Annotated in this window: 9 protein-coding genes; 4 read left to right on the forward strand and 5 right to left on the reverse strand. The window is 70.3% G+C overall.

Going from position 1 to position 13,394, the window contains the following annotated elements:
- Positions 1-105: 105 nt before the first annotated feature.
- Both VD972_RS39250 and VD972_RS39255 read left to right on the forward strand, forming a co-directional pair.
- The gene (locus tag VD972_RS39250; RefSeq protein ID WP_324994056.1) at positions 106-4,053 is read left to right on the forward strand and encodes a serine/threonine-protein kinase PknK; all 3,948 of its coding nucleotides are present in this window, start codon (positions 106-108) and stop codon (positions 4,051-4,053) included.
- Positions 4,054-4,089: 36 nt separating this feature from the next.
- Positions 4,090-5,478 carry a DEAD/DEAH box helicase gene (locus VD972_RS39255; RefSeq protein WP_324994058.1) on the forward strand — a complete coding sequence of 463 codons (1,389 nt, stop codon included), beginning with the start codon at positions 4,090-4,092 and terminating at the stop codon, positions 5,476-5,478.
- 12 nt (positions 5,479-5,490) lie between these two features.
- Here the strand turns inward: VD972_RS39255 and VD972_RS39260 are convergent, their stop codons facing one another.
- The gene (locus tag VD972_RS39260) at positions 5,491-6,054 is read right to left on the reverse strand and encodes an imm11 family protein (protein WP_324994061.1); all 564 of its coding nucleotides are present in this window, start codon (positions 6,052-6,054) and stop codon (positions 5,491-5,493) included.
- 15 nt (positions 6,055-6,069) lie between these two features.
- Entirely contained in the window at positions 6,070-6,567 is a 498-nt protein-coding gene (locus VD972_RS39265) for an AHH domain-containing protein (protein ID WP_324994063.1), read from the reverse strand.
- Between the two features lie 522 nt (positions 6,568-7,089).
- Between VD972_RS39265 and VD972_RS39270 the strand changes: the two genes are divergently transcribed.
- On the forward strand, positions 7,090-7,473 hold the full coding sequence (locus VD972_RS39270) for a DUF6310 domain-containing protein (protein WP_324994065.1): 384 nt from the start codon (positions 7,090-7,092) through the stop codon (positions 7,471-7,473).
- Positions 7,470-8,228, forward strand: a complete 759-nt coding sequence (locus tag VD972_RS39275) for a DUF5953 family protein (protein WP_324994067.1) — start codon at positions 7,470-7,472, stop codon at positions 8,226-8,228. Before VD972_RS39270 ends, VD972_RS39275 begins: the two co-directional genes overlap by 4 nt.
- 280 nt (positions 8,229-8,508) lie before the next feature.
- Here VD972_RS39275 and VD972_RS39280 read toward each other — a convergent pair whose 3' ends face one another.
- The 3 genes from VD972_RS39280 to VD972_RS39290 all read right to left on the reverse strand — a co-directional run.
- Complete coding sequence (locus VD972_RS39280; RefSeq protein ID WP_324994069.1) at positions 8,509-10,092, reverse strand: serine/threonine protein kinase; 1,584 nt, start codon at positions 10,090-10,092, stop codon at positions 8,509-8,511.
- A gap of 342 nt (positions 10,093-10,434) precedes the next feature.
- A complete protein-coding gene (locus tag VD972_RS39285) occupies positions 10,435-12,228 on the reverse strand; it encodes an OPT family oligopeptide transporter (protein WP_324994071.1) in 1,794 nt (597 codons plus the stop codon).
- A partial coding sequence (locus VD972_RS39290; protein WP_324994073.1) for a hybrid sensor histidine kinase/response regulator occupies positions 12,225-13,394 on the reverse strand: 1,170 nt, incomplete at its 5' end. The genes VD972_RS39290 and VD972_RS39285, both read right to left, overlap by 4 nt.

Raw genomic sequence — 13,394 nt, forward strand, 5'->3', positions numbered from 1 at the left:
GTGCCCCGCTGTCAGACATGCGGGAGGCGCTGGGAGGGAACCCACACCCTCTGTCCCCAGGGGGCCGCTCCCTTGGAAGCCCCAGCTCCTCCTCTCGAGAGTTCCGTGCTCCCGGAGCTCTCGTTCCCCGGCTACCGTGTCGAGCGCGTCATCGCGCGTGCCGGCTTTGCCACCGTGCTGGCCGCGCGCCGGAGCGCGGACAACGGGCTCGTGGCCATCAAGGTGCCCCACCCCGGCAACCCCCTGGCCGCGGCCCTGATCGAGCGCGAGGCCGAGGCACAGCGACTCATCGGCCCCCCTGCCGTGCCCGCACTGTACGAGGTGAGCTCGATCATGAGCGGTGGCCACTTCATGGCCATGGAGTACGTGCCGCTGCCCACGCTCGCCGAGCGCCTGGCCCGGCTCTCCGGCCCCATGCCGTTGGACGAGTTCTCCTTGCGTGCGCGCGCGCTCACGGAGGCGGTGGACACCCTCCATACGCAGGGGTTCGCCCACTGCGATCTCAAGCCGGAGAACCTCTTCCTCGACGACGCCGCCTCTCGCGTGCGCCTCATCGACTTCGGGCTGGCGCGCTCCCCGCTCCTGCCTCCCTACCCCGGCGAGTCCACCATGGACGGCGAGCACGCCTTTGCGGGGACCGCCGAGTACATGGCTCCCGAGCAGTGCGCGGGCTCTCCCATGCTGGATGCGCGCACGGACGTCTATGCGCTCGGGGTGCTCCTCTACGAGCTGCTCACCGGGCGGCCACCCTTCTTCGGTGTCCACACGGAGGTGCTCCAGGCTCACCTCTCTCGGCGGCCGCAGCTCCCCTCGGAGCTGGCTCCCGTCCCGAAGGCCATCGAGGCGGTGGTGCTCCAGTGCCTGGCCAAGGAGCGCTTCCGGCGCTTCGACAACGGGGCGGCGGTGCGCGGCGCTCTGCGGGAGGCGCTCTCCCAGGCTCCTGAGCCGGTGCGCGAGCCCCCCGCGCGACCTCCCTCCGCCGAGGAGCCCTCGCGCGCCCCGCAGACGCGCCGCTCGGTGGGGGTGCTGCTCTTCTCCTCCTCCGCCAATCTGCTCTCCATCCAGAAGGTGCTGAGCGGCCTCGGCGGACAGGTGGCCTGGCGAGACGGCGCACGGATCGCCGGCGTGTTCGATCCCAACTCTGGGGAGAACCCGGTGCAGCGCGCCATCCATGCGGCCCAGGAGCTGGAGGAGCGGGGGCTGGTCTCCACCGTGCTCGTGGACGTGGCCACCGTCACCGTGCAGCAGCGCCCGGGCTCGGCCCCGCGCTACCTGGGCGGCATCTTCACGCGCAAGGAGCGCTATCCCGCCACCACGGACACCATTCCCCTGCTGCTCACCCCCGCGGCAGCGGACGCCGTGCCGGACGTGCGCTGCGTCCCCGTGCCGGAGCGGGCCGGACTGCTGCGCCCGGCCCCAGCCGAGGTAGAGCCGCGCACGGAGGCCACCGTGCTGAAGCTGGGCAGCGAGGTGCTGATCGGCCGGGAAGAGGAGCTGCGGGGGCTCTGGGAGAGCATACGGAAGGCGGTGGAGAAGCGCGCGCCCACGCTGGCCACCGTGCTCGGCGAGCGGGGCTTCGGCAAGAGCCACTTCAGCGCCGAGCTGGCCCACCGGCTACACGAGGGGCTGCCCCGGGCCCGCGTCCACACCCTGCGCGCGCGCGAGCCGGTGCAGGGAGATCCCTCCAGCACCCTGCGCACGCTGCTGCGCCTGGCGCTCCATGCCTTCGAGCGGGAGGAGACGGGCTCGGCCGAGGAGGGCCGCGCCGCCTTCTTCGCGAGGCTGGGGCCGGAGCTGGCCACGGAGCTGTGGCCCGGAGTCTCCGGCACCCTGGGCTGGTCCGCACCGGACAGCCCGGAGCTGCAGAGCCGGGCCGCGGCGCCGGGTGCCTTGCGCTCGCTGGCTCAGCGCGCCACCGGCGAGCTGCTGGCCGCCATCGCCCGCGAGCGGCCCCTGTTCCTGTTGCTGGACGACGCGCACTTCGCGGATGAGACGGCGCTGGATGCGCTGGAGTACGCAGGTCTGGCCGAGGCCCAGGTGCCGCTGTGGGTCTGCGTCCTGGCCCGCCCGGAGTTCGAGCGCAGCCGGCCTGCCTGGGGCACGCGCGCCGCCCACCGTGCCACCCTCACGCTGGGGCCACTGTCGCCCGAGCACGCACAGGTGCTGTGCCGCACCCTGCTGCGCCCGGTGGAGAACGTCCCCGCCCAGGCGGTGGAGCGCATCGTCGAGCGCGCCCGCCGCGTGCCGCTCTTCCTGGTGGAGCTGGTGCGTGCCCTCAAGCGCCAGGGGCTGGTGCGCCAGCGAGGCGCCGGGGGGAGCTGGTACCTCGTCACCGACGAGCTGAACATCCTCCCGGAGCTGCGGCTGGTGGAGTGGCTGGCGGACCGGGAGCTGGGGGCCCTGCCTCCCGCCTTGGCGGCGCACGCGCGCCTGTGCGCACTGCTGGGCTCAGAGTTCACCGCCGCCTCGGCCGAGGGTGTGGTGCGCGAGCTGGAGCGCGAGGGCCTCGCCGCGGACTTCCCGCTGGATCCCCACCACGCCACGCGCCGGCTGCTGGACCTGGGGCTGCTGGTGGAGCACCGGCACGAGGAGCTGAGCTTCCGCAACGAGTTGGTACGCGAGGCCGTGGCACGCACGCTGCCCGAGGCCGACCGCGTCCACATCCACCGCGCCGCCTTCCGCTTCTTCGAGAGCCGCAGCGCCTCCAGCGAGCGGCAGCAGATCCCCCGCCTGGCCTTTCACGCCGCCGCGGCCGGCATGCGGGAGGAGGCGCTCGCGCTCTATCTGGATCTGGCCGAGTCCGCCCGTGGCCGCCACGCCTATCTGGACGCGGAGACGCTCTACACCCGCGCGATGGAGGTGCTGGACGTGGCGGACGAGCTGCGCGGCCTCACGCTCTACCAGGGGCGAGGGATGATGCGCTACCGCATCGGCCGGTACGAGGACTCGCTGGCGGACTTCACCCGCGCGCGCGAGCTGGCCCGGCGAGTGGCCGACGTGCGCGCCGAGGTGGAGGTGCTGCTGGACGAGGCGATGGCGCTGGACTGGATGAACGACTACACGCGCTCGGCGGCGTGCGTGGATGCGGCGAGCGCCCGAATGGGGAAGGTCCCCTCCTCCTACGTCCAGGCGCGCCTGCTGCTGGGCGTGGGGACGACCGGCTTCCGCCAGGGCCGGTGGCAGGAGGCCTGTCCACCGCTGGAGGCCGCCGCGGACCGTGCGAACCGGCTGGGGGACGCGGGCTACGAGACGCGGGTGGTGGCGCAGCTCCTGCTGGCCGTCATCTATCCCAACCTGGGCCGCATCCCCGAGGCGGAGGAAGTCCTGGAGGACGTCATCGCCTCCTGCACCCAGCGTGGAGACCGGTTCCACCTGGGCAGCGCCATCAACAACCGCCGCAACCTGTGGGTGTCGCGCAAGGATCTGGCCAGCGCGCTCAAGGACCAGGAGCGCTTCATGCACCTGGGCCGCGAGCTGGGCATGGTGGGCTGGGAGTACTTCGCCGAGCACAACCTGGGAGAGCTCCACTATCAGGCAGGGGATGCCGCGGCAGCCGAGCCCCACATTGCCCGAGCCATCGAGCTGGAGCGCCAGCACCCCGAGGTGGCCCCCCGCCCATGGGCGCTGCTGCTGCACGCCCGGGTGCTGGCCTGGGAGGGGCAGTCCGCCCGTGCGAGCGAGCGGCTCGTGCAGGTGCGCGAGGCGCTCGCTCAGCAACGCCAGGCCTCGGCGCTCAGCCCCTCCGAGGAGGTGCTCTACGCCATGGTGGAGCTGGCCACGCGAGAAGCCCTCCCAGAGGAGTGGCGCCAGCTCCGGGAGCGCTCCGCCCAGGTCTCCATGGAGCAGGAGCCATTGGAGGTGCTGGAGATGATGGGGCTGGCCGCGCTGCGGCGGGGAGATCGGGCTGCGGCCGTCCGTGCGCTCGAGGAGGCGCTCGGGCATGCTGCCCGCATCCCCAATGTCATGGAGGGGCGGCTGCGCCGTACGCTGGAGCGGGTCTTCACGCCTGGCTCTGAGGAGGGTCCTGGTGGGGGAAACCAGAAGCCTTCGTGACTTCGCTGGGTTACCGTTTGTTCCGGCGGAGGAGCCATGGACGTTTTCTCGTTACGGGACACTGTCGTCGGTGAGTACAAGAAGTTCGCCACGTCGTTCACGACGGTCCACGCCAAGGACATCCGCGACCAGATTGAGGCCATCTACTCGAAGAACCAGTACTGGCCCGACCCGCTCATCCAGCTCAACCCCAACTACAAGCCCGGCCGGAGCATCGAGGCGCTGGTGAAGGAAGGGGTCCTCGAGCCTCCCTGCGCCGACATCTTCAAGGGCGTCTCCCTCCATCGCCACCAGGAAGAGGCCGTCGCACTCGCCCAGGCGAAGGAGAGCTACGTCGTCACCACCGGCACGGGCTCCGGCAAGTCGCTCTGTTTCTTCATCCCCATCGTGAACGCGGTGCTGGCGGCGAGGAAGAAGGACCCCGTCAAGCGCACGCGCGCCATCATCATCTACCCGATGAACGCGCTGGCCAACAGCCAGCTCGAGGAGCTCAACAAGTTCGTCGGCGGTGTCAGCGGCGAGAGGCCCATCACCTACGCCATCTACACGGGCCAGGAGGATGCGGATAAGCGCAGAGCCGTCGCTGACAACCCACCCGACATCCTGCTCACCAACTTCATGATGCTGGAGCTGCTCATGACGCGGCAGGAGGAGACGGACCGCCGCGTCATCGGCAACTGCGCGGGGCTCCAGTTCCTGGTGCTCGATGAGCTCCACACGTACCGCGGCCGCCAGGGAGCCGACGTCGCGCTGCTCGTGCGCCGCGTGCGCGAGCTCCTCGCCCCCCAGGGGCTCCTGTGCATTGGCACCTCCGCGACGATGGCCAGCGGGAGCACCCTGGTCGACCGCAACCGTGTTGTCGCCGACGTCGCCTCCAAGCTCTTTGCCACCGCCATCCCCGAGAGCAACGTCATCTCCGAGACGCTCGAGCGGAAGACCGACCATCTCTTGCGCCGCGCCTACCAACTGGCCCGAGCACTTCCCGACGAGCTGCTTCACGCTTTCGAGAAGAAGGCCCACGTCCTGCCCAGGAGCACCGAGGCCGAGCGGCTCGTGGTTCAGCGCGTCGGGCAGGAGCTCTTCCGCGCTGGACTCCTCGAGTACTGGGAGGGCCGCTGCGCCATCACCGGCCTGGCGGTGCCCGAGCTGCTTCGCGCCAGTCACATCAAGCCGTGGGCCGACTGCGACAGCGATGCCGAGCGGCTCGACATCTTCAACGGCCTGCTCCTGGCGCCTCACCTGGACGCCGCGTTCGACCTGGGGTTTATCGGCGTGGAAGAGGACGGCGCGGTCGTGGTCTCCCCCCAGCTCCCGCTGGAGGCCCGGGAGACGCTTGGGCTCGACGCGCCCTTGAGGGTGAAGGCGCTGGCGGAGCGCCACCGGCTGTACCTGCCCTGGCACCGCTCCAAGGTCTTCAAGCGGTAGCGGAGAGTGGGCCTAGACCTCCTCGAATCGCGTGCCCGTCGCGCCCAAGCGCTCCAAGGCGTCCTTGATCTCCTCGGAGACGATCAGGGTGCTCGACCACCCCTCGGGACGGAAGACCTTGGCGCTCCCCACCTTGGATTTGTCGATGCGCAGGCGATCGACGCCCATGTATTGGCCGACCTTGTCGGGCACTCCATGCTCTGGCGTCCAGAAACTCACCTCGGACGCCTTTTCGTCGATGCAGCGGATGAGGCGCGTTGCCACGAGGACGAGGTATTGATCCGGTTGGCCCTCGATATCTGCGTGGATGAGCTGCACGTCGCCGTGTGCGCGCTCCGCCAGCATGGAGGCCACCTTGACGTGGACGACGGGGATCCTCAATCCCGCACCTGAGAAGTCCAGGGGTCTGCCTGGAATCTCGATGGGGATCTTCAACCGTCCCTCCACGTGCACGGGCGTCCCTCTCTTGAAGTCCCAGTCGAACACCTTGCGGCCCTGGCTATCGACGGGCGTATCCAGATGCCAGCGATGGGGGACATAGAGGTCGTCGGCGAGGTCGAAGAAGCGCTGGGACATAGGGAAGTTCTAGCGTCATTTCCCCAGGGTGACGAGCCGGTTCAACTCCGTTCCGGGTGTGGAGATCTGCTTGGCGAGGTCATCCAGCGCGGGCAGCAACCGCGCCCGGCATTCCGCGATGCTGCTACAGTCTCCCAGCGCCTCCTCCAAGCGCCTGTAGACGATCTCATGGTATCGCTGCGGGTGAGGCCCCTTGTGCCCCTGGATGGGCACGATGTTTTCACGGTCCTTCAGCCGCATTCCCGCCCTGGCGAAAAGCTTCTCGAGTAGGGGGGTCCACGGGCCACCGCGCAAGATGGAATTCTTGTTCGCGATGGTCCCGATGTGGTGCTTCTCCGTGCGGTCGCCGCGCCCACCGCGCGCCGCCATCGCCACCGCGCCCGGTGCCAGCGCCACACTGAAGCCATCGGCTGTCACCGCCACCGACTCCACCGCGCCCACCTCCGACAACAAGACCCCTTCTCGGCCCGCAGCCTGCATCGACACCTGCGCCGAACCGGGCAGCGTCCCCACCTGCTCCGCGAACCCCTTCGCCGTGCGCGTCAGGCGCGTGCCCCGGGCCGAGCTGGTGCTGTCGGACGCGCGCGCCCCCGGCTCAAGCTGGCAGAGCTTGCTGGCAAACTCCCGAGGGGAACTGGCCCAGCCTTGACCCGCACCGCCCCCTCTTCGATGAAAGGACGTGGAATGAACTTCCGAACTTGCAGCGCACTCCGCCAAGCCGTTGCCGTCTCCGTTGCCTTAGTCGTAGCTGGGTGCGCCACTTCTCAAGAGGCGGCTAAGACTCAAGAAGCGCCTGAGACCTACGCTTGGGCGCCTGTGCGCCCACCCGCTGTGCCCGGCGCGGGCCTCCCCACCCGTGGGCAGCCAGGGCAGGTTCGCCCCCAGCCTCTGCCTCGGAGCCCGCACAAGCGCGTGTTGCCGCCCACCTGGGAGCCGGGCCTTTGGGCCGGCGACGCTCCTCGGGACGCGCAGCAACCGGAGGCGAACCCCGCACCGGAGGGGCCCAGAGCGAACAGGAGCGCCCCGCCTCCCCCAGTGACGCTGGAGCGCCGCCCGGAGTGCCAGCCCATCCTGGTGCCGCACGCGGGCGGGGATGTCCCGCATAACGAGTGCGCCGATAAGTTTCCGCCCAACCGTTATCCCGGCATGGACGTATTCGTGGGCGGTGAGCGCTTCGATGCGCTGCAAGTCGGCGTGCGTGTGCTGTGGGAGATCAAGACCCATCGCTTTGACACGTACGCTGACTTCATCCGGGGGCGGGAGATTCTGAAGGAGTTGGAGCAAATAGAGGAGGAGCAAGACGCGGCGGCGGCATGCGGATATGACTTCGTCGTTGGGGTGAGCACCCAAGCGCACAAAGACGCGCTGCTCAAGGTCCTTCCCTCCCTCAAGATCGTCGTCACGGGATGCAAACGATGACCACGCGAAATCGCCTCATTCTGGCCGTCTACGCGCCAGCGCTCGTGGCCAATGACGGCCGCACACTCGCTGTCATCAGTGGTATGGAACGGGCGCTGCCCGGCTTGCGCCTGAAGTGGGAAGTGGGCGAAGGAGGGCGCCCCATCGAGTTACCGCAACGCGACGCTTGGCTCGTTGAGGCGACAACACGCGGAAAGCTCCCGCTCCTGTGCAATGGCGACGAGAGCTACCCCGTGACGGTTTCGGGAAGGGGAAGATCGGGACGCCTCAGCCCGGGCGGTCAGCCGCAGCTTCACGTTCATGCGGAGTTGCCGCTAGACGAGGCGGTTATCGCGGCAGCGGCGGAGATGCTGGAGGGCGTAGCGGAGGGCGCACGCGCGTTCTGGGGGCATGCGACGCCGGATGCCGCTGCGCTGGACATCGCGTATCAGACAGCACCCACGCTGGAAGGACCGCCGTCCCCACGCCGGGGGTTGCCCGCCCTGAAGCTCTTCGACCACATCCGCTCGCCAGAGATTCCCTATTCCCTTGGGTGGCTGAACTTCTGGTCTGCCGCTGCCGCGAAAGTGATCGGGTTCCCGGATCCGGCCCGCGACGCCGAGCTGCTCACGCGAGCGCGGCGCACGGCGTCGGGCGGGTGGGTGGTGCAGCTCACGGATGCACCGCTCGATCTTGACAACCCCGCCCATCTAGAAGCGCTCTTGCGGACCTACGAGCGCTTCCCGGAGATCGGCGGGCGCGTCACTCCGGGCTGAAGGAGGCCGCTGAGCGTCTCCTGGCGCGCTCCACAGGCCCGAGCTGGAGCTGTCGGACGTGCGCGCCACCGTGGCTGAGCTGGATGCGGCGAACGCTTGCGCCGCATCCCGCGAGAACAACTTGCCGAACTTCTCGCCCGCCTCGCGGATCTCCTCGACGAACTCCTCCAACACAGGGCTCTTGCTCAGAGCCATTGCCCACATGTAGCGGCCTCGCATGTCCAGGTACTTCCCGCCAATGAGCGTGCCCCCCAGGCAATCGCCCTCGAATCCATGCCTCCTACCGCTTGTCCATGGAGCTGGAGTTGGGGCGGCGACCGCGCGTCAAGAAGGGCATGTAGCAGGTGCCCTTGAACATCTGGCCGCCAAGCTCCATGCACTTCTCAGGGGCCCAGGCCACCTCAGCCCAGCAACCTCCGTTGAGGACGACCAGCCCTCGGGGAGGGCACCGGCCCTTCTCGTCGGGCCGAAGCTGACCTGGGATTGGCTCGGGAAGAGTGTCCTCGGTCATCCCTTCTGGGTTGGGGGCAGAGGGGGCTTCCGCCAGGGGCATGGTCGCCGCAGCCTCTCCGAGCCCTGCGGGGACCGCGTCCGGCGCCCACTCGCTCGAGGCCTCCGCGCGAGTGAAGGAGGACACTTCCAGAGTGGCCCGAGCGGCCCACCCCGTCCACACGGCCAGCGCCAGGCTCGCCGCTGCCAGCACGAGCCAGGGCCACCCAGGCCTCGTGGGCGCTCGGGGCCTCTGCCGTCCGGCGGAGCCTCTCGCCCTGGAGGGCTCCTCGGGAGGCGGCACCTGCACCTCCAGCGGCAGGGCGAGCTCCTGTGCCCTGGCGGCGCGCACTGCGACGACGTCCTCGCCCAGGTGCCGCGGGGCGCCGGGTCCAGGCTCGGCAGCGGCGGGCTCCGGCGGCGGGGCTGAGGGCGGCAGGGCCTGCCCGGTGAAGCACGGCGCAGTGCTCTGTGGCGCGGTGTGCTCGGCGGCCTGCTCCAGCGCCTCCGCCAGCTCAGTGGCGGTGCCACGCTCCTCGGGGCGCACCGAGAGCAGACGCAGCACCAGGGCACGCAGCCGCGGCTCCACTCGAGGGTCGCTCAGCAGCGTGGGAGGAAGCAGCATGGCCTCCAGGTGCCAGGTGCCGTGTTCGTCCTGGGTGGGTTCACCGGGCTCCGGGTACTCGCCCGTGAGCAGACTGCAGGCGGTGGCGCCCAGCGAGTAGAGGTCATCCGCCGGGCCGGCGTGGTAGCGGGCGGCGGGCTCCCGGTAGCACTGCAGCTCGAACAGCCAGGACTCCGGGGAGCGGTAGGCCGGAGTGCCTGGGAACACCATGGGAGGCGTGAGGGTGCCGGCACCGGGGTAGAGGCCCGTGCCGAAGTCGGTGAGCACGGCACTGCTGTCGGAGCGCCTCACCAGGATGTTGGCGCCTTTGACGTCTCGGTGGACGCAGCCCTGGGCGTGGAGGGCCGCCAGGGCGCTGGCGAGCTGCGCCAGCCACTGCAGCACCTGCTGGCTGGAGGCGGGGTGCAGCCGGGCCCACTCATAGAGCGGCACACCGTCCACGAACTCCATGGCCACAAAGGGGTAGAGCGTCCCGTCGGGGTGCTGCCACTCCCCATGGCCCAGCAGGCCAGGCACATGCGGATGGTGCAGGCGGGAGAGCAGCTCCACCTCGCGAGCGAAGCGCGGGTCCGCCGGGTGCAAGGCCAGCTTCAGAGCCACGGGCGCGGCGTGCTCGGCCCCCACCGGCACCGCCCGGTACACAGCGCCGTAGACGCCCCTCCCTGCCCAGCCCTCCACGCTCCAGGGCCCTACCTGCGTGCCGGGGGGCAGCCGGGAAGGGTGCAGCACGGGGGCGGTCAGCCTGTCCATGAGGAGCCTCGGAGCGGTGGAGGGAGCCGCTCCCTCTATCCGCGCAGCCTACCCCATGCGTAGGGTGACACCAGCCAATCTCTGGCGGCGCCATGGGTGGAGAGCACCACCTCATGTGCCTGCCTCACCTGTAGCCCAGTGTGGATGTAGACCTCATGACAGGTTCATTCCAAGCGCCCCCGGCAGCAGGCCCCCGCCCAACCTGTCTGCTTGTCATACAGGTTTGTGCCCAACCCCCTCGGCAGGGGGCCTCCACCGGGTGCTCCCTCTTCCGGTGGCGGCTCCACTTGAGAGGATGGACCGTGTGGCCCTCCGTTTGGGAGGCTCTCGACGAACCCCTGCTCAGCGCTGGATGAAGCCGAGCCACACGAGCAACGCGATGGTCAGCCCCATGATGGACTCACCCCCGATGGTGCCGGCTCCCAGCGCGGAGACGTGCTGCCCCAGCCCCTGAGGCTGCGCGCGGCGCGCGAGCGTGGCCAGCAGCCCGCCCATGGCGATCGTCACCGCGAAGTACGCGGGCAGGATGAAGCCAATGCCCATGGCCACCGGCGAAGGCAGGAAGCGCTCCAGCCGCCCGCGAGAAGCCAGCGTCAGCGCGGCTCCCACCCCGAAGCCGATCCCCGCAGCCTGGGCGGCGTAGGCGGGCAGCCCGGAGAGGCCCTGGGTGGACAGCTCGGCTACGACTCGGAACTGGTGTGCCGAGGGCGCGGGCAGCGCCTCACTCCCGAGCCCATAAGTCTTCACCAGTAGCAGGTAGGCGGGCACACTGACGATCGCCCCGACGAGCACGCCCAAGAGCTGCGCGAGGAGTTGGCGCGGCGGCGAGGCCCCCAGCAGCAGCCCGGCCTTGAGCGACCAGAGGCTCACGCCCGTCGGTGCCACGGCACCAGCCACCACGGAGCCGGCGGCGACGTTGAGCCCGGCCGTCCCCGGTACGAGCGTGCCGGAGGCCACCTGGGCGAGCTGCCCCATCTGCCCTACCGGGGCGACATCCATCTGCCCCGCCCCGCGTGCGCACACCGCGCACAGCGGCAGCACGAGCGCCAGCATCAGCAGCGTGTGGAGCAAGGGCAGCTCGAACACCCCGAGCCCCAACGCGAGCACCGCACCGCAAGCCACCAGCGCCAGGGCCAGCATCCACCGGCCAGAGCCCTCGCCCACGCTCCCCAGCGAGCGCAGATCCATCAGCGCCCCGAGCAGCGCGCGCGCCTGCCCCATGAGCGAGACGAGCGCCGCGCCCACCATCAACCCCACTCCAGGCCAGGTGAGCCACCCGACGAGCGCCTCGTAGCTGGCGCTGGAGTCCACCACCTGCGAGGTGACGAGCGTCGGCGCGAGCACGCCCCAGCCCAGCGCCGCCCCCAGCAGCATGCTCAGCCCCATGGGCAGCCCCGCCATCATCCCGATCCCCAGGGCCAGGGGAACCCACCCGAATCCCCAGGTGAACGTCGAGGCGGGCAGTCCTGCCAGCCGGCCCGGCATGGCCGTCATCCCAGGCACCCACGCCAGCACGTCCCGCAGCCACGTCAGGGCCATGGAGCCCAGCCCCGCGCCCAGCAGCGCCCGAGCGCGCCCCGGCTCCTGCACCTGCCCCGCCTTGTGCATGGCGGTGACGACCTCGGCAGTGGCCACGCCCGTGGGAAATGGCAGGGCCTCGTCCACGAGCAGCCGCCGGCGCAGCAGGTGCGCGGCCAGCACGCCCAGCACTCCCAGCGCGATCCCCCACGGCACCACGCTCCAGGCCGGCACGGAGACGCCCATCAGCGCCAGTGCGGGCAGCGAGCCCAGCAACCCCGCGGCGGCGGGCATGGCACCCACGGCGCTCGCGGCCGTCTGGGTGAGGTTCGTCTCCAGCACACCCGGCGTGCTGCCCCAGCGCCGCCCAAGGGCGGCCAGGAAGCTGAAGCCCAGCACCGCGGCCATGATGGAGCCGCTCTCCCAGAAGCCCGTCTTGAGCCCCATGTAGACGTTGGAGACGGCCAGCCACGCCCCGATGAGGCAGCCTGCCACCAACGCACGCGGAGTGAACTCCCCGCCCGCAGCCACCATCCCCTCCACCGACACGAGCGTGGCGGGCTGCGCGGAGGACTCCTCGAGAGCCTGTGGCTCCAAGGGGCCCGTGGGGACAGTCATCGCTGCGCCTCAGCGGCGCGCTGGGTGATGAGCATTCTCAGCTCCTCCAGATTCAAGGGCTTGCCCATCTTCGGGTTGGGCACGCCCTGGAGGAAAGAGACGGCGCGTGCAGTGAAGGCGCCCCCCGTCATGAAGACGATACGCCTAGCCAGCTCCGGTGCTTCCCGGTCCAGCTCCGCGTACAGATCCATACCCGTCATCCCCGGCATCATCAGGTCGCAGAGGATGACGTCGAAGCCGCGGTCCTGGGCCAGCAGCCGCAGCGCGTCGCGGGCGTTGTTGGCGGTGGCAACCTCGTGCTCGCGGCTCAGGGCGCGCTGGAGCGACAGCGTCACGTTCGGCTCGTCATCCACCACGAGCACCCGCGCGCGGGGCGCGGGCACCAAAGTCACGGGCGCGCGCAGATCCGGCCGCGTGGGGACCTCCGCCTCCAGCGGCATCGAGCGCAGCGTGACGCGGAAGGTGGTGCCCTTGCCCGGCGTGCTCTCCGCGGAGATGGTGCCTCCCATGGACTCGATGATGCCGTGGCAGATGGAGAGCCCCAGCCCGGTGCCCTCGCCCACCGGCTTGGTGGTGAAGAACGGATCGAACACGCGCGAGAGCACCTCCGGCGTCATCCCCGCGCCGGTGTCGCGCACCTCTACCACCACCTGGCCCGGGCCTGGCGCGCGGATGCGCACGGCGACCTCGTGCCGCTCCGCCGGCTCACCCTCGGGGATGGCCTGCGCCGCGTTGAGCAGCAGGTTGAGGAAGACCTGGCACAGCCGGGACTCGTTGGCCTCCACGGGCGGCGCCGCCTCGAAGTCCATCATCAGCCGCGCGCGGTGGCGCAGCATGTTGTCCGCCATCTTGCAGGCCAGCTCCACCGCCCGCCGCACGTCCACCGCGCCCAGCCGCGCATCCGCCTCGCCGCGCGCGAACGTCTTCAGATCCTTGACGATGCCCGCGATGCGCTCGGCGCCCTCGGTGGTCTCCTGCACCAGCTGCTGCAGGGGCTCGATGGTGTCCGCCGGCAGCTCCTCCACCAGCCGCTCCAGCCCCGAGCGGATGAGGTGCAGGTTGACGAGCATGTAGGCCAGCGGGTTGTTGATCTCATGCGCCACGCCCGCGCCCAGCGTGCCCACGCTGGCCAGCCGGTCCGCCACCACCAGCCGCGCCTGGAGCTG

The organism is Hyalangium sp. (assembly GCF_035629615.1).
In the GTDB taxonomy this organism is placed as follows: domain Bacteria; phylum Myxococcota; class Myxococcia; order Myxococcales; family Myxococcaceae; genus Hyalangium.